Annotated in this window: 14 protein-coding genes, 1 pseudogene and 1 other annotated feature; of the genes and pseudogenes, 4 read left to right on the plus strand and 11 right to left on the minus strand. The window is 27.1% G+C overall.

Going from position 1 to position 18,668, the window contains the following annotated elements:
• Nucleotides 1-31 precede the first annotated feature (31 nt).
• Nucleotides 32-307: a DUF1294 domain-containing protein gene (locus I4V51_RS07960; RefSeq protein WP_195987794.1), complete on the plus strand. Its 276-nt coding sequence runs from the start codon at nt 32-34 to the stop codon at nt 305-307.
• 89 nt (nt 308-396) lie between these two features.
• Here the strand turns inward: I4V51_RS07960 and I4V51_RS07965 are convergent, their stop codons facing one another.
• Nucleotides 397-1,392, minus strand: coding sequence for a S8 family peptidase (locus I4V51_RS07965; protein ID WP_195987795.1), 996 nt, complete (start codon nt 1,390-1,392; stop codon nt 397-399).
• Nucleotides 1,393-1,673: 281 nt separating this feature from the next.
• Here I4V51_RS07965 and I4V51_RS07970 point away from each other — a divergent pair, with 281 nt between their 5' ends.
• On the plus strand, nt 1,674-2,096 hold the full coding sequence (locus I4V51_RS07970) for a hypothetical protein (protein WP_195987796.1): 423 nt from the start codon (nt 1,674-1,676) through the stop codon (nt 2,094-2,096).
• A 262-nt stretch (nt 2,097-2,358) separates the two neighbouring features.
• Here the strand turns inward: I4V51_RS07970 and I4V51_RS07975 are convergent, their stop codons facing one another.
• The 3 genes from I4V51_RS07975 to I4V51_RS07985 all read right to left on the minus strand — a co-directional run bounded on the left by I4V51_RS07975 (nt 2,359) and on the right by I4V51_RS07985 (nt 8,605).
• Nucleotides 2,359-3,162, minus strand: a complete 804-nt coding sequence (locus I4V51_RS07975; protein WP_195987797.1) for a class I SAM-dependent methyltransferase — start codon at nt 3,160-3,162, stop codon at nt 2,359-2,361.
• Between the two features lie 75 nt (nt 3,163-3,237).
• Nucleotides 3,238-4,149, minus strand: coding sequence for an AEC family transporter (locus tag I4V51_RS07980; protein WP_195987798.1), 912 nt, complete (start codon nt 4,147-4,149; stop codon nt 3,238-3,240).
• Between the two features lie 109 nt (nt 4,150-4,258).
• Nucleotides 4,259-8,605 carry a PolC-type DNA polymerase III gene (locus I4V51_RS07985; RefSeq protein WP_195987799.1) on the minus strand — a complete coding sequence of 1,449 codons (4,347 nt, stop codon included), beginning with the start codon at nt 8,603-8,605 and terminating at the stop codon, nt 4,259-4,261.
• A 163-nt stretch (nt 8,606-8,768) separates the two neighbouring features.
• Here I4V51_RS07985 and I4V51_RS07990 point away from each other — a divergent pair, with 163 nt between their 5' ends.
• On the plus strand, nt 8,769-10,151 hold the full coding sequence (locus tag I4V51_RS07990) for a (p)ppGpp synthetase (RefSeq protein ID WP_195987800.1): 1,383 nt from the start codon (nt 8,769-8,771) through the stop codon (nt 10,149-10,151).
• Between the two features lie 117 nt (nt 10,152-10,268).
• On the opposite strand, the gene I4V51_RS07995 is transcribed toward I4V51_RS07990, so the two are convergent.
• The 3 genes from I4V51_RS07995 to I4V51_RS08005 form a co-directional block, all read right to left on the minus strand.
• Nucleotides 10,269-11,201, minus strand: coding sequence for a hypothetical protein (locus tag I4V51_RS07995; protein ID WP_195987801.1), 933 nt, complete (start codon nt 11,199-11,201; stop codon nt 10,269-10,271).
• 326 nt (nt 11,202-11,527) lie between these two features.
• Nucleotides 11,528-12,469, minus strand: coding sequence for a ribonuclease Z (locus I4V51_RS08000; protein WP_195987802.1), 942 nt, complete (start codon nt 12,467-12,469; stop codon nt 11,528-11,530).
• Nucleotides 12,470-12,485: 16 nt separating this feature from the next.
• On the minus strand, nt 12,486-13,235 hold the full coding sequence (locus tag I4V51_RS08005) for a nuclease-related domain-containing protein (protein WP_195987803.1): 750 nt from the start codon (nt 13,233-13,235) through the stop codon (nt 12,486-12,488).
• A 143-nt stretch (nt 13,236-13,378) separates the two neighbouring features.
• Nucleotides 13,379-13,634, plus strand: a binding site (T-box leader).
• A 182-nt stretch (nt 13,635-13,816) separates the two neighbouring features.
• On the opposite strand from I4V51_RS08005, the gene brnQ reads away from it, so the two are divergent.
• Nucleotides 13,817-15,157 (plus strand): branched-chain amino acid transport system II carrier protein, encoded by a 1,341-nt coding sequence (gene brnQ, locus I4V51_RS08010; protein ID WP_195987804.1) that lies wholly within the window; start codon nt 13,817-13,819, stop codon nt 15,155-15,157.
• Between the two features lie 71 nt (nt 15,158-15,228).
• On the opposite strand, the gene rsgA is transcribed toward brnQ, so the two are convergent.
• The 4 genes and pseudogenes from rsgA to I4V51_RS08035 form a co-directional block, all read right to left on the minus strand.
• Nucleotides 15,229-16,317 (minus strand): ribosome small subunit-dependent GTPase A, encoded by a 1,089-nt coding sequence (rsgA, locus tag I4V51_RS08015; protein WP_195987805.1) that lies wholly within the window; start codon nt 16,315-16,317, stop codon nt 15,229-15,231.
• Nucleotides 16,318-16,594: 277 nt separating this feature from the next.
• Nucleotides 16,595-17,239, minus strand: coding sequence for a GNAT family protein (locus I4V51_RS08020; RefSeq protein WP_195987806.1), 645 nt, complete (start codon nt 17,237-17,239; stop codon nt 16,595-16,597).
• 46 nt (nt 17,240-17,285) lie between these two features.
• A pseudogene (locus tag I4V51_RS21160) lies at nt 17,286-18,167 on the minus strand (aminoglycoside 6-adenylyltransferase).
• Nucleotides 18,168-18,346: 179 nt separating this feature from the next.
• On the minus strand, nt 18,347-18,668 hold a 322-nt coding region (locus tag I4V51_RS08035; RefSeq protein ID WP_279325445.1), incomplete at its 5' end, for a sigma factor.

Genomic DNA, 18,668 nt, shown 5'->3' on the forward strand with positions numbered 1-18,668 from the left:
ATACTTCAGTGTTTTTTATTTAGGAGGTTTTATGAAGTTCATATTAATTTATATATTGTTTATTAATTTACTACTTTTTTCTCTTATGGGAATAGATAAAGAAAAGGCAAAATTAAAAAAATGGAGAATAAGCGAAAAAACACTATTCTTATCTGCTCTTATGGGTGGTAGTATTGGTGGAATTCTTGGTATATATACTTTTAGACATAAAACCAAACATTTAAAATTCACATTAGGATTTCCTATTATTCTACTATTTCAATCAGTAGTTATATTATTATTTTTTAAGAATGTACTATTTAAATAAAAATAGCTGTATCAAAACCCTATCTTAGCATAATTAAAAAATTGCTTATAATAATAATTTGATACAGCTTCTTTATTTTCACTTCAAATTTATTGTTTTATTAGTTCATTTGTTAATTCATTAAATAATTTATTATTCTTTAATACTCTACTTATTATTTCATCTGCACCTAGAAATAACATTCCATTTCCTTCTATACTTTTACTATATCCTAAAGAAACAGTCTTCTTTATTAATTGTGCATATAACTCTACTTCAGTAAGTTTTCTTTTAAATTCATCTTTAGCCCAATTTATTATTAAAGCTAACGCTCCTGCTACATGTGGTGTTGCCATTGATGTTCCTTGCATTTCTGCAAATCTTCCTGATGGAGCTGTAGATATAATACCACTATTCCCAATACCTTGTCCTGGCGCCACTAAATCTATCTCATTATTAGATGCAGAGAAAATACTACTTTTTTTATCTGAATTAATTGATCCAACTGAAATAACTTCACTATACATTGCAGGATAATTTATTTCCATACTTTCAGAATTATTATCTCCATCATTTCCGACTGCACAAACTACAAGTATTCCTTTATTAACAGCATTTTTTATTGATTTATGCAATTGGTCATCATCTACTTTTCCACCTAAAGACATTGATATAATATCTACTTTAGAATTTATTGCATAATCTATTGCATTTGTAACAGTAAAATAATTTCCTCCCTTTGCTCCTAAAGCTTTTAAGATTAGTAAATTTGCTTTGGGTGCCACACCAATAATTCCATTACCAATATCACTAGCTGCTATAATCCCAGCAACATGAGTACCATGTCCAACATAATCATTAACAATATTAACATCTCCATTATCTTCATCAGTAAAATTTCTAACACCTATTATTCTATCTTTTAAATTTTGATGATTAATATCACATCCAGTATCAATTACAGCAATTGTAACGCCCTCTCCCCAATGACCCTTTCTCCAAAATTCCGGTGCTCCGATAATTTTTATACCATCTGGAACTCCATTAGCTATACTATCTTTAGATACATAACTATATTCTGTTAATACCATTTCTTCGGTAACCATATAAACCCCTCATTTTATCATTAGTTTTATTTATCTAATACAAAATACGAAGTATGTACCATTATGGTTACAAAAAACAAAAGACGTTGCATTTTTTATTGCAACGCCCCATAATCATTTTCGGATTACTCTGTAACCCGGTGACTACACTACTATGTTATACCAATTATTAATTTTTTATTCACATTTATTAATATAAAATAAATTGTACAACCATAAATTTTATATTATAATTATCCTAAAACTAAATAGAGTAATTTTACTAATTCGGGGGTGATTATGTGAACTTTCTAAAAGGCACATACGGATTTGATTTATTATCATTAATATTAATTCTATTTTCTTGCATACTTAATATTTTTGATTATACTAGAATTTTAGGAACTATTGTTTTAATTTATGCTGTATATAGAGCATTCTCAAAAAAAATATATAAAAGGAAAAATGAATATAATGTGTTTTATACATATACAAATAAATTTTTAAAAAAGTTTGGTAAAGCTATTCCTTATAACTTACCTGTATATGATTTAAATAATTTTTCTTATATTTTTGAAAATTTTAAGTTAAAATATACTGAATATCGTAAATATAAGATTACTAAATGTCCTAATTGCAAGCAAAAACTTAGACTTCCAAGAGGTAAAGGTAATATAGTTGTTACTTGTAAAAAGTGTTCAACTAAATTTGATTTTAGAACTTAATATTTAACCACCATAAATAATTATTTCATTATGTGGAATATTATTAATATTCATAGTATTGATATTTATAGGAGGTAATAAAAATGAAAAAAAATTTATTTACTATTTATTACTTTATCTAGCACTTATTTAGATATATATATAAATAACATTAAGAATATTAATAAAACAACTATAACAGCTCCACAAAAGAAAACACCTATAAAATGGTGGGAGAATTAAAATAAAAAAAGGGCCTTAAGCCCTTTTTTTATTTTATATGTTAATTATTAGGTTTTTGCCCCTTTGCTATTAAATTTAAAAATATTATTGTACATTTTTCTCTTTCAGAGCTATCACTACAAATTTTCATAATTTTAGCTAATCTCGGATTACTTCTACTAACCATTTTTATTATTTCTGGGGGTACATTATTAGCACCAATAATATTTTTTATACCAACTAAATCACTATGAATAGTTACAGCTTCAAAATCCAATTTTTCAAATCCATTATATTTTAATATTTTTATAAGCTTACGTCCAATTTCCCTATTCCATCCAGCTCTTTTTTCTAACTGATTAATAAACCCTCTTCCACTTTTAAATAGCATATCTGGATCACTTACTCCATACATCCCCCTATCAGAATCAATAATTGCAACTATTCCCCCTGGTTTTAATAATTTATATATTTCCCTAGTAGCATTCATTGGACTATCTAAGTGTTGGAATACAAATCTACAAATTATAAAGTCAAAGCTATTTTCTTTAAGTCCACTATTCATTATAGATCCACATTTTAAATCTACTCTATCACCTATATATTCATCTAATCTTTTTTTAGAAATATCAACCAATTTTTTATCAACTTCCAAAGCTGTTATTGAAGTATGTGGCAAGTTTTCTAATAACAATTCTGTATATACCCCTGTTCCACAACCAACATCTAATATTCTCATTCCGTCCTTTAACCCTAGCCATTTTAATGTTCTAAATTCTTTTTTCCAACCTAATTTAGCCTGAGTTTCAAGTCTATTCACTTCATTATTAAATCCAATAATATCATAAATTGAATTATAACTCACATTAAACTCCTTTAATACTTACTTAGATATATCTTATGTTATTTATAGTATAATTGTTCGCCTGTTTATTTCAATTTATAAAATAAATTTAAGTAGCATAGGAAATGTTACTAAAAAAATTAAAGTTGTAATAAATACAATAACAGCTGAATACTCTTTTTCTTTATCAAAGTTTTCTGCTAAAATTGATGTCATTGCAGCTGCTGGCATTGCTGTAATAATTATTAATGTTTTGCTTACCATAGAAGTATCATTTATTATTCTCGATACTAGAATTAGTATACAAGGTAGTAAAATTAACTTTAATAAACCACTATAATAAATAGTATAATCTTTTAAATATTTAAGTATATTAGCATTTCCTAAAATTACTCCTATTATTATCATTGATAATGGAGATGTTAATCCTCCAACTAATTCTAAAGTTGAATATAGTACATCTGGAATATTAATTTTAAATATCATTATAATAAGCCCAATTATAACAGCTATAATTGATGGATTTAATAAAACCTTTTTTAAATCTTTTTTATCTATATTCCCATTAAACAGCATAACTCCATATGTCCATACTGCTATTGTAAAAAACATATTAAATATAGATGCATATATAATACCTTCATTTCCAAATATACTATAAATTATAGGAAATCCTACAAATCCACAATTTGAAAAAACATTTGCAAATTGCATTATAATTTTTTTATCTGATTTTATTGGATAAAGTGCAATATAAGAAACTATCATTGTAATTATCAAAGATATTGGACTATAAATAAAGCATTTTATAATATTACTCTTAAGATCATCATTCATATCAAATATAAATGATGAAACTACTAAACAAGGTAATGAAATCTCTAATAATATATTAGTTAATCCTTTATTTATTGTTGGTGTAATTATTTTTCTTTTGCTTCCATACACTCCTATAAGCATTATTAAAAACAATGCTATTACCCCATTTATTATTACTGTTAAATCCATTAATTCACCCCACTTTTTACCATCATTTTAATTATACACTACAAAAATAAAAAGAGACTAATATTTAATGTTTCTACATAAATAATTAGTCTCTTTTTAAATATTAACTTTAGAATAATGATAATTGATTTGTTTCTGACATTCCTTCTAAACAACCATGATTGCTTAATGTTTCTATTACAGTTTTTGATACCTTAGATCTTAATCTTAAATCTTCTTTTGAAATAAACTCTCCATCTTTTCTTGCTTCTGCAATAGATTTTGCTGCATTTACTCCAACTCCTTGAAGTGAGCTTAATGGAGGTCTTAATGAATTATCTACAATTTGGAATTTAGTTGCATCTGATTTATATAAATCAACTTTCAGCATTTTAAATCCTCTCTTAAACATTTCAAATGAAAGTTCCAAAACTGTCATTAATCCTTTATCTTTAACTGATGCTTGGTTTCCAAGGGCATATAATTCTTGAAGCTTTGCATGAATAGCTGTTTCACCCTTACAAATTAAATCTGCATCAAAATCATCAGCACCTCTTACAGTAAAGTATGTTGCATAATATGCTAGTGGATAATACACTTTATAATATGCTACTCTAACAGCCATCATAACATAAGCAACGGCATGCCCCTTAGGGAACATGTACTTGATTCTTTTACAACTTTCAATATACCAATCTTCAACATTATTTTCTTTCATGGTTTTTTCAAACTCTTCTGTTAGCCCTTTACCTTTTCTTACGCTTTCCATTATTGTAAATGCGGTTTTAGGTGCAACACCTTTATACATAAGATAAACCATGATATCGTCTCTTGTTGCAATACAATCTCTTAAAGTAGTGTAACCTTCCTTAATAAAATATTGAGCATTATTAAGCCAAACGTCTGTACCATGTGAAAGTCCAGATATTCTTACTAAGTCTGAGAATGTTTGTGGTTGTGTATCTACAAGCATTTGTCTAACGAATTTTGTTCCAAACTCTGGTAAACCATAAGAACCAACTTCACATTCTAATTCTTCTTTTGTAACACCTAACGCTTCAGGTGATGTAAATAAAGACAGTACTTTTTTATCATTAAGAGGTATAGTCTTAGGATCTAAACCTGTTATATCTTGAAGCATTCTAAGTACTGTCGGATCGTCGTGCCCCAGAATGTCAAGCTTAAGTAATCTACCTGAAATTGAATGATAATCAAAGTGTGTCGTTGTAACATCAGATGTTGAATCATCTGCTGGTCTTTGTATTGGTGTAAAATTATATACATCAGTATAGTTAGGCACAACCATGATTCCTCCTGGATGCTGACCAGTAGTTCTTTTTATACCTGTACATCCAATAGTAAGTCTTTCAATTTCTGCTTGCGAAACAACTTGTTCATGTTGATCTAAATATTTTTTAACAAATCCATAAGCAGTTTTTTCTGCAACTGTACCTATTGTTCCAGCCTTAAATACGTATCCTTTTCCGAATAAAACCTCTGTATATTTATGAATATCACCTTGGTTATCTCCAGAGAAGTTTAAATCTATATCCGGTTCTTTATCTCCTTCAAAGCCTAAGAAAGTTTCGAAAGGAATATCATGCCCATCTTTTATATATGGTACTCCACAATCTGGACAATCCTTATCTTCTAAATCGGCCCCTGAACTTACAGAACCATCCAAGAAGAAATGAGACTTTTTGCACTTAGGACAAACATAATGAGGTGGTAATCCATTAACCTCTGTTATATCTGACATTGTTGCAACGAATGATGATCCAACAGATCCTCTTGAACCAACTAAATATCCATCTGAATAAGATTTTGCAACTAGCTTTTGTGCAATTAAGTAAAGTACAGCATATCCATTGTTTATAATAGAGTTTAATTCTTTATCTAGTCTTTTTTGCACTACCTCTGGAAGGGGATCACCATAAATAGAGTGTACCTTATTCATTGTCATATTTCTAATATCATCATCTGCTCCCTCAATTTTAGGAGGATAAGTTTCATCAGGAATTGGTTTTAAGTTTTCTTCTACTGAATTTGCTATTGCTTGTGGATTTTTAATAACTACTTCTTTAGCAACTTCACTTCCTAAATAAGCAAATTCTTTTAGCATCTCCTCTGTAGTTCTTAAATACAGCGGAGGTTGATTATCTGCATCCCCAAATCCTTGGCCAGCCATAATTATTCTTCTAAAAGCCTCATCATGTGGATCTAAGAAATGTACATCGCAAGTTGCTACAGTTGGCTTATTAATTTCTCTTGCCAAATCATAAATTTTTCTATTTATATCTTTAAGTTCATCCTCATCTCTTACTGATCCTTTTTCGATCATATAAGCATTATTTGCTATAGGCTGAATTTCTACGTAATCATAAAAGCTCATTACCTCTTTTATCTCTTCATCACTTTTTCCCCCAACTACGGATCTATATATTTCTCCTGCTTCACAAGCTCCTCCAATTATAAGACCTTCTCTCATCTCCATAAGTCTAGATCTTTTGGTTCTTGGTCTTCTAAAGAAATTATCTATATGTGCCTCTGACACAAGTTTATATAGATTTCTAATTCCAGCTTGAGTTTTTGCTAAAATTATTATGTGATAAGTTGGTAACTTTTTAATATCAACCTTTTCTAAGAATATATTATTTAATTCTTCTAAGGTTTCTATTTCTAACTCTTCTTTTATCTTTTTAAAACATTCTACTAAAATATCAGCTGTTGCTTTAGCATCATCCACAGCTCTATGATGACTATCAAGCTTAATACCTAAATATTTTGCAACAAGGTTTAATTTTACAGATTTTAATTCTGGATATAAGAATCTACAAAGCGGAACTGTATCAACTATAGTTGGTGAAAACTCTAATCCTAAATCATTACAATTCTTAGATATAAAACTACAGTCAAAATTTGCATTATGAGCTACCACAACTGAATCACCTATAAATTCTAAAAATCTTGGTAATATATCTTCTATAGACTGTGCATCTCTTACCATATCATCATTTATACCTGTAAGTTCTATTATCTTATAAGGTATAGGTCTTCGCGGATTAACAAATTCACTAAAGTTATCTACTATAACACCATTTTTAATTTTAACTGCCCCAATTTCGATTATTTTATCATTTTTAGATGAGAAGCCTGTTGTTTCTAAATCAAATACAACATATGTATCATCTAAATTTTGACCCTTTTCATTTAAGGCTAATGGAACACCATCATCTACTAAATATCCTTCTACACCATAAATAACTTTAATTTTATTTTTCTTAGCAGCTATTTGTGCATCAGGGAATGCTTGAACTCCTCCATGATCTGTAATTGCTATAGCTGGATGACCCCATTTTGCTGCTCTTTCTACAATTTTAGAAACTGGTGTAACACCATCCATTGCACTCATTGTACTATGGCAGTGAAGCTCTACTCTTTTTTCTTCAGCTCCATCCATCTTCTCCATCTTTTTCATCTTTAAAATATCTCTACCCATTATAACTACTTCTCTTTGATAAGTATCATATACAGCCTCACCTCTTACTTTGCAGTAAAGACCTTTTTTAACATTATCAAGAACTTCATCTTTCTCTTGAGGTTTTAAGAAGCACTTAACTGTTATAGAACTAGTATAATCAGTAATATAGAATGTTAATATTATCTTACCAGTTTTAGTTTCCATAGTTTCAACTTTGAATACATCTCCTAAAACTGCAACATATCCCGATCTTTCATCTATTTCATTTATTGGAGTAGCTTCAATAGAAATATTTCTTCCATATATAGCATTTTCAGCTTTTGGCTCCCTTTTATAGGTATTTTCTCGCTTCTCATATGGCTTCTTTTCAGCAGGCTTTTTCTCTACTGGTTTACTTCCACCACTTGAAGCATTACTCATTTCTTGAGCTCTAGCTTGCATAGCTTTGTTTAGTAACTCTTTTTCTTCCTTTTCTCTTGCTGCATAATCTATTATAACTTCCATACTAGGATCATATTTTATTTCAAATCTACAGCTTATTCCAAACATTGCTTCAACAGTATTTTCTAAACTCTTTTCACCACTCTTACCTTTTAAATGCTCTGTTAATTTATCATATCCATTAAACACAGATACTTTATTCCCATTAACTTCCTTCCTACAATTTAATAAAAGACTTTTACATAATGGTGTCTTTTTTATTGTTTCAGAAATACATTCAATCCAGTGATTTTGAATTACCTCTTCTAATGTAATATCTGAAGCATCTCTATAAAAAACTATTTCTACAGTAATTCTTATCATTAAAGTTTTACAAATAATTTTTTTAATTAATTCTTCTTCATCATGAGCTAATTTTTCTTTTCCTCTTAAAACAACCTTTAAAATCATACTTTTTCTTAAAAGTTGAAATTTTATTATCTTAAGCTCTTTATCTTCTAAGCTTTCATGTTTGTTTATCTCAAGGGTTAGCTTTTTAATAATATCGTCACTCATCTTTTACCCCCAATATCTTAAAATTTTCAACTACACTATTATAGCATAAATTTATTTTTGTGAAATACTATTAATAGCCTGTGAATTATTAGTAAAAACTAGCTATATTTAATTTTAATTTGTATAATGATAATTATATTAGTATATAAACAGAGGTGTAGCTTTGAATATTAAAGAATTTGATTATTTAGAAATAGCATTAAATGAATTAAAAGATAATAATGAAGCATTAATTAAAGCTTCTATGGATTTAGAAAAATCTTTTTTTAACATTCTTGACGAAAGTTATTGTGAGTTTTCTAATATTAGTTGTAGAGTTAAATCTATCGAAAGCTTACGTGAAAAAATACTTAGAAATCATTATTATAAACGTTATCCAAACGCTAATGAACTTATATATAAATTAAGTGATCTTATTGGCATAAGAATTGAATGTAGATTTGGTGATGACGAAAAAAAGATTTATCGTTTTTTAAAAAAATATTTTAATAAAAAATCAGATGATGATTTTTACTTTAGTGATAGTAGTAATAATATTTTTCTTAAACTTTCCGGAAAACAACCACAAAAACAGAAAAACGGATTCACAATTTATAGAATTGATGGTAAATTCACTTGTGATAATTTAATAATTCCTTTTGAATTGCAAATTAAATCTTTAACTAATATGTTTTGGAGTGAAATTGAGCATCAAATAATATATAAAAATTCTAACTATGTTATTGAAGATAAATTTTTAAAAGATATTATGAACTCTATAAAAAATAATTTAACCATGATAGATAACCAATTATTAACTGTTTTAAAACACGTTGAATCAAAAAAATCTAAAACTAATGCTTCAAATAAAAGAAACCTTCAGGAAATAGTGTCAAAATTTATATATGATATGTTTTCTACAAAAATGAAAGAATCTATTGATATGAGTATTAATTTTAAGGATTCTTGTGAAACTATAGTAGAATATGTGTTCTTTAAAAACAATATATCAACTGATAATGATTATACAAATGTTTTAATAAATGCACTGAATAGGATAAACTTAATTTCAGATGAAAAACTAGATTTTAATTCTTATCTAAATTTTGAAAGAAATCTTATTTATGATGATTCATTTAAAAAAATTATTGGCGAATATTTTGAAAGTGTAATTAACAGTGAGTTTAGTTGGAACTTATTCTTTAGAATTTTATTTACACTAGAGCCTTTAGATAATATAGGTGATTTTGAAAAATTCTTATCGTATCTTAAAGTTAGTTATACAGAATCAAAGTATATAAATAAACAAAAGGATACTCTAATTTCTAGATTTAGTAATGACTTTTTAATAATTGATGAAGCGGTTAAAATTCAAATTGCTAAAACCTTAGTGTTTATAGATAAAATAGATATTGTTTATAATTACTCTATAGAAGAAGTTAATGATGCTGTTGAATATATTTATAAATATATTTATGATAATATAAATACTATTGAACAGTGGATAAAAAATTCCGATGCTATTTTATTACACTTGCATAATGAAATATTAGAAGCTTTAGAATAATATATTATAGGACAGTGCAAAAATTTATCTAAAAATAACTCTTTGTACTGTCCTACCACTCTATTTAATACCATTTTAAAAGTTTTTTCACCTTATAAAAACTAAAAATATTTTAAATTATAATTTTTCTATCACTAAACTATACTCTTCATTAAGACTTTCATGCTTTTTTTCTAAATTATCATATCTTTCTTGTAAATTTATTATAATGCTTTCTACTCTTCTTTTTAATGATTCCATATTATTAATTGAATCATTTATCTTATTTTGTACTGAAATATCAGTGAATATATTGTCAAAAAATAAATCTAAAGTCATAGTAGTTGCAGAAAATGATACATTATTTAAATTAATATCACCTAACTCTTTATTGAACTTACCTATTAAATGTGCTATTTTCTCAAATTTATCATTAGCATTATTAATTTTATTATGCTTTGCTATCGTTGATATAAGATCTCCTCCAGCAATATCAAAAAGCCCCCAATTTTTAGCCCCTCTTAAGTCATCTTCTGCTTCATTAACTTCTATTAATAACCTTTGCCCTACTGAATACGCTTCTTCAATTTCCTTACTTTCTTTTATTAAATCATCAATTTCATTATCTATATTTAATAATTTTTCTCTAACATCTTTATCTCCATATGTTTTAATTAAATTAACTTTTTCCTTAATTAATTCATTATATTCTTCTTCACAATTGCCTAATGAAATCAATCTATTTTTTTCACTTGCTAAATCTTCCTTTAATATATTTATACTAGATAATAATTCATCATATTTCAATTTAGCTAGCAAATATTCCTTTTCTTCTTTTTCTAGCTTATCTTCTTTATTATTTAATAAAGTGGCAATAATATTTGATATTGAAATTTTATTAAGCTTATCTACATCTTTCTTTTCTTTTATCTGTTGCCTTTCCAAACTATATAACTTTTCCTCATCTAATTTTACCTTTTCCTCTAATCTTAATATTTCTTCCTCTAATATTTTCTTTAAAGCAACATCATTTTTAAGCTTTTGAATTTTTCTATTTAACTTTTCTAACATTTTTTACTTCCCCCCCAATTATGTAATATCTCTTATCACTACCCCCTATATCATTAGAGAAAATCATATTATCCCATCCCCATTTAATTATATCGAAATCTTTCCAATGGTAAAATATGAAATAACTATAACTAAAATAACAATTACTATACTTGTAATTAACCAAGTAATTGATTTTTTACTCATCAGTCTTCCTCCTCTTATGCTTTAATATTGTTTAACATTTCTTTTTATTACTAATTTTACTTTAAACTTTAGTATTAATCAATTTTCTAATTTTTAAAAGTTATTTTATATTTAATTTTAAAAAAAGTCTTAGCTTCCCTCTAAGAGAAACTAAGACTCTTTATTAATCTATCTTCACCTATTATAGTATTTTCAAAAATATCTTTTGCATTATTTTCATATAATTTCGGTTCTTGCATGCCAGGAGTAAAATGAGTTAACAATAGTTCCTTGCAGTTGCCTTCTTTTGCAAGAGTAGCTGCTTCACTAAATGTCATATGTTTTTTTCTTATTGCTTTATCTAAATCATCATCACTTCCATAATTCCCCTCACAAATAAACAAATCGCTATGATTTATAAAACCTACAATACTCTTTAACGGCCTGGTATCAGTTATTAAACTTACCTTTATTCCTCTTCTTTCATCTCCAAGAACCATTTCTTTTTTATATTCTTTTCCTTCATATGTTATTATTTCATCCTGCCCCTTTTGTAGCTTATTCCATAAAATTTTAGGCACATTATTTTCTTCTGCCTTTTCTACTGAAAATTTTCTATCACGATTAAAATACAAACTATATCCTAAGCATGGGGATGAATGATCCACTTCTAATACAGACAACTTTATTTGTCCATTTCTATCTACAACTTCAATATTTTCATTACTTACATTAAAATTAACTTCCTTTGGATTTTCTATTATATTAACATCATATGTAAGATATCTTGTAATAACAGTAAGCCCTTTTACCACTTCTGTTATTCCTTCTGGTCCTATAATTGTAAGTGGTTTTTCCCTTCCACTATTGGCTATAGTTGATAAAAGCCCTGTTAATCCAATAATATGGTCTCCATGACAATGTGTTATACAAATTACATCTATTGATTTAAATCCCCATCCAACCATTCTCATAGAAACTTGAGTTCCTTCACCACAATCTATAAGAATCTTTCTTCCTTTATAGTTTAAAAGAGTTGCTGATAAGTTCCTATAAGGCATTGGCATATTCCCACCACAACCTAATAAACATAAATCAACCATACTTTTCACCAACTTTCTATAAATTCATTTTAAAAGTACATTGTGGATAGTTTTTGCACCCTTTAAACTTTCCGTACTTTCCTATTTTTTTCTTTAGCTTACCTCCACACCTTGGACATCTATTTTTCCTTATACTTTTCTTTGCTTGTTTAATGTTTCTTTTTACATTTTTAACATGAGTCTTTCTTTCTTTAAAAGAATTTATATTTAATTCATTTATCTTATTATAAATTCTTTCAACATCTTCTTTTGTAAATTCTTCATTTCTATATTTCTTTATTATTTTATTTACTTTATTAAAATATGTAACGCTAGTTTCACAGTTAACTTTTAATTTAGCTCTTTTAGTAAATAAAACTATTGATTTAATATTTTTATATCTGAATTCTGGAATTAAATCTTTTAAAGCCTTAATATGTCCATTATTTTGCTTTATTGGATTTCTTAAAGTTTCACTTTTATTTATTAGTATTTGACTCCAGTTATCATCATATTCATTTCCTTTAATTATTCCTTTGTAGTTCTTTGTTTCTATAACAAATATACCGTATTTTGATATTACTATATGATCTATTTGTGTACTACCTTTTTGTGTTTTTAATAGTACATCATTTATTACTTTATATTTTCTTTTATTTAATTTTTTTAGCTTTTTACTTACTAATTTTTCTCCTATATAACCTTTTATCTTAGATTTATATAATTTTAGTGAAATTATTAAAATTACTACTGTTATAATTATTATTTTTATTTTCATTTGTTTCATATCTTTCTACTTAAATTTATATACCTATTTTGCCACTTGTTATTACTATTGTAAATATTTATTATATATTTAATAAATATTTTATTAAATTTTTATTGACAGATTACTCAATGAACTTTATACTAAATATAACAATTTAGTTAATAAATTCTGTGAAGAGAAAAGTAGGTTCTATAATTGTTCTACAGAGAGTTGGTATTTTGCTGCAAACCAATGTTCAATGTATTACTGAAAATCATCTCTGAGAAGCATCACTGAAAATTTTGTTAGTAAGTGTTGTCGGAGTCTTTCACCGTTAAAAGAAAGGCATATTGATGGATATGTATCTAAGTGCTATAAAAAGTTTTTATAAACTTTTTATAGAATTAGGGTGGTAACGCGGTTAATTCCGTCCCTTATTTTAAGGGACGGATTTTTTTATTTTAAAATTTATTAACATAATTGAGTTTTTTATAAAAAGGGGGCAATATCATGAGTATAGAAAGTGACATAGATATTAAAAGAAAGAAGTATAAAACAGATTTAAAATACACTAATTGTTATTTATAACAATCTTAATTAAATTATTGGGGGCAAAAATTATGAAAAACTTATCAAAAAAAGATTTATTATTAGTAAGCTTAATGCTTTTCTCATTATTCTTTGGTGCTGGGAACTTAATCTTCCCACCATTTTTAGGACAATCTGCTGGAAATGCAACTTGGGTTGCTATGTCTGGATTTTTTATAACAGCAGTAGGTTTTCCTATCTTAGGAGTTATTGCTGTTGCTAAATCCAATGGATTATATAATCTATCTAAAAGAGTTAATCCATTATTTGCAGTAATTTTCACTGCTTTAATATATTTATCAATTGGTCCTGGACTTGGAATTCCAAGAGCTGGAAGCTTACCTTTTGAAATGGCAGTATCTCCTTATTTACCAGAAGGAGTATCAAAAACTTTATCATTATTTCTATTTACTTTAGTATTTTTCTCTGTAGCATATTGGCTTGCTTTATCTCCATCGAAATTAGTAGATAGAATGGGTAAGGTATTGACTCCTGCGCTACTTACTTTAATTGCTGTAATTTTTGTATCTTCATTATTTAAACCATTAGGTTCTTATGGAGATTCTGCTATAGAATATTCTTCTAATCCATTTTTAAAAGGTTTCTTAGAAGGATACTTAACTATGGATACAATTGCTGCATTAAACTTTGGTATTGTAATTTCACTTGCTATAAAATCTCGTGGAATAACTAATGAAAAATATGTAATATCATCATCAATAAAAGCAGGTTCAATTGCAGGATTATTATTAATTGTAATTTATTCAATGCTTGCTCATCTTGGTGCTACTAGTGGAAGTCTATATGGTGCTACTTCAAATGGTGCTGAAACTTTAACAAATGTAATGTCTCATATTTTTGGAGGTCCTGGTTTAGTTTTACTAGCAGTTGTATTTACTTTAGCCTGTTTAACTACATCAGTTGGTCTTATAACTTCTTGTAGTCAATATTTTAGTACTTTAACTTCAAAAATTTCTTATAAAGCTTGGGTTGGAATTTTAGCACTTTCAAGTATGACATTAGCTAATATGGGATTAAATAAAATATTATCTATTTCAGTACCTGTATTAAATGCAATCTATCCAGTTGCAATAATGCTTATAGTTCTTGGAATCTTAAATAAATACATTAAAGATAATTCAATGATCTATGGATTAACTATTTTATTTACAGGAGTTATTAGTGTTTTAGATGCTTTAGTACAAGTTGGCTTAAATGTAGAATTTTTAAATAATTTATTATCTAAACTACCACTTTATTCTCAAGGTCTTTGTTGGTTTGTACCTGCTTTAATTGGATTATCTTTAGGGGTTTTAATTTCTTTAGCTAAAGGAAAGTTAAAATCACCAAAATTGAAATCTACTTTAAACTAATAAATAATATATAATTAATATAAAAAGTATCCCCATTTAAAATGAGGATACTTTTTTAGTGTTCTATGCTTTTAGAAATTTTTTCTTTTATTTTTTTCCTTAGCAAATCTTCTGGCATTCTTTATTCCGCCAACCCCTGCAAACATATTATTTATCTTTTCTTTTTCTAATCTTTTAGAATTTAACTCTGCATATTTTAATTCTTTTTGAATTTTTTTATAGCTTTCAAATCTATCTATATCAATAATGCCATCTTCTATAGCTTTTCTTACTGCACAACCTGGTTCACTTTCATGTTTACAGTCTGAAAACTTACACTTTGATGCTATTTCATCTATATCTGAAAAAGACTTATCAACGTCTCCTGTAATAAGCTGAAGCTCCCTCATACCTGGAGTATCTATAACTACTCCGCCTTGAGGCAATGCTAGTAATTCTCTGTGTGTAGTAGTATGTCTTCCTTTATCATCATTTCTTAACCCATTAGTAAGAAGAACTTCCTCCTCCATAAGCTTATTAATAAGAGTAGATTTTCCTACCCCTGATGATCCTATAAATGCTACTGTTTTTTCTTTAGTAATATAATTTTTAATAGATTCATATCCTTCGCCACTCATAGAGCTAGTTACTAAAACATCTATTCCAATGGCTATAGATTCTACTTCCAATTGCTTTTCTAAAACATTATCACAAAGGTCTGATTTTGTTAATACAATTACTGGCGTAGCCATGCTATCCCAAGCAACTGATATATATCGCTCTAATCTACGAATATTAAAATCATTATTAAGTGCCATACATATAAATATAATGTCTATATTAGCAGCTACTATTTGAATATCTCTTCTATTTCCAGCTACTTTTCTTTCAAAAGCACTTTTCCTTCTTAATACATGATGAATTATAGCATTTCCATTTAAATCATTTAGTCTGTCTACCATAACCCAGTCACCTACCGCCGGAAAGCTCTCTGTACCTAAAGCTTCTTTTCTAAACTTTCCTGATACTTCTGCTAACGCTTCACCTTCTTCTGTGATAACCTTATACATATCTTTATGCTGAACAGATACTCTTGCCAAATACAAGTTACCTTCATACATAGTTGCTTCATTTTTAAATCTATCACTTAGTCCAATATTATATAAATCAATTTTATTCAATTTTTCTTTCCTCCTAGAAATTCCACTTTAAAAGTCTATAATTTGTATGGGCTTTCAGTGAGGAGGCTTTTCTTTAATTACTTAGTTGTAAGGTTAATTAGTAGCCACCTCACCGTTTAATACTATATCTATTTGAACATTTCTTTTATTCATCATAAAACATCACTCCTTTATATCTTTAGTGTATATATTAATACACTCTCTTATAAAACTACTATTAAGTTTTCATTTATTAGTTTATCATTATTTATTTAGATTTCAAAGAAATATTTGTAATTTATTCCTCATCAGATGCTAAATAAGAATATCCACCCTTACCTTTTCCTAATAACTTTATTATTTTAAACTTTTTATCATTAACCTCTATATATTCTGTAGACTTATTTATCCATTCTTCTTGTAAAAGGCCATAAAAAAGCTCATCATGCCATACATCAGTAAAACCAGCAAACTTCCTATTTTTAATAATATGTCCTTCTCTTCTCATTCCCAAGTTTTCCATAACTCTGTAAGAACCATAATTTTCAGCATCACAAGTTGCATATAACCTATGAAGATTTAAGTCTTCAAAAGCAAATCTCACTAACTCTTTTCCAGCCTCTGTCATATATCCCTTTTTCCAATAATCCTTATGTAAAATCCAACCTAACATTCCCTCTTCTAATGAATCATTTAAATAAATTCCACAACCACCTATTACTTTTCCATTTTCCTTTAAAGTAATAGCAAAATCATATTGCTTCCTAGGTTTTTTATCTATATTTTCTATACAATCATCTAAAAATTCAATTGTATCTTCTTCACTATTAGGTCCCCATATCATATATTTTATATTTTCTATATTTGAAGCATATGCGTGTACATCTTCAAAATCTGCATGACTAAATTCTCTTAATATTAACCTTTCACTTACTAACTCCATATAACTCTCTCCTAGTTTAATATTTTACTTTCCTAAAACTACCCTACTAATAAATCTCTAAAGCATCTTTAGGTAAATCTTTTATATGTTTTATAAACTCAAAGCTTCTCTTAGCTTCATCATAATTATATTCATATCCTAACCTTTCCCCTACAATAGGTGCAACCTCTTCAAATAATTCACAAGTTGTAATAAGGGCTATCCAGGAATTTTTATAATCACTCATATTAAATGTAATCATTAATTTTTCCCATAACTCTTCATCTATATACTCTTTAAGATATTTATTTGCTTTCCCAATACTAATCTGAAACTCAGTATCTATTCCAACATTCCAACTTATCATATTTAATAAGCCCTGCCTTATATAATTATTCATTACATCTATAGAGTAAAGAATTTCCTCTCTCCATAACCCTTTTGCACAGTATGGTGCTACCCACCAAAAATCATTACATTTACTAAAATACTCCTCATAAGTTGGCTTTTTAATCCAATACTGTTTATCACTTGGTCCTTTACTTTTAGGTAAAATATTATCTTTATCTAATAAATTTACAACTAATTTATCATTATTATATTCTTTCTCTAACATATCTAAAGATTAAAGATGTAAATCTATTCTATTTCCATCAGTAAACTGCATTAAATAAGTATATCCTTTACTAAAATCAATATTCATTCCTTGCATCTTATCTAACTTATCTGGTTCTTGAAAAATAATAGGTTCTCCAAAATTACTTGTCCATTTTTTATCTTCTATAAATGATTTAGTTTCTGTAACTACATATACAATATCATAATCTTGAAAAATATCTTTCTTTATATTTGGATTGGCCCTAGAACCATTCATATATACTGCTCTTATTCTTTTATCCTTTTTAGCAATACTTAATATTAATTCATACATCTCTTTCTCATTTCTCATAACATTCCCCTCCCTTTTATATATTAACTCAATACTATACCTAGTATTATTCAATTTATCCTCTTAAAAGATTATACTTATTGGTTAATTATACCATAAACAAAAGAAATCCAAGAATCTTCCTAAAAATTCTTGGATTAATATAATCTTTTTCTAATATCTAATTAAGATTCCTTATTTTAATTTACTTCAAATTCAAATATATTATTACTATATACATTTATTTCATTACTATGATCATAATAAACTACTAATAATACTGTTGTAATTCTTAACTCTTCATTTATTGCATTAATTAAATCTATGTTTTCATAAGTATCGTTATATCTCTCTTCATTACTACCATTATTAATGGTTTCAAGCCTTTTATTTTTTCTAATAATTTCATTACATTCATTAATTAGAATTCTTATAAGCCAAGTTTTAAAAAACTCATCCTTTTTTAAAGTATTAATCTTTTCATATGCTTTAACTACAGTATTTTGTATATCATCTTCTATA

It is taken from the genome of Clostridium sp. D53t1_180928_C8 (assembly GCF_015667795.1).
In the GTDB taxonomy this organism is placed as follows: Bacteria; Bacillota; Clostridia; order Clostridiales; family Clostridiaceae; genus Clostridium.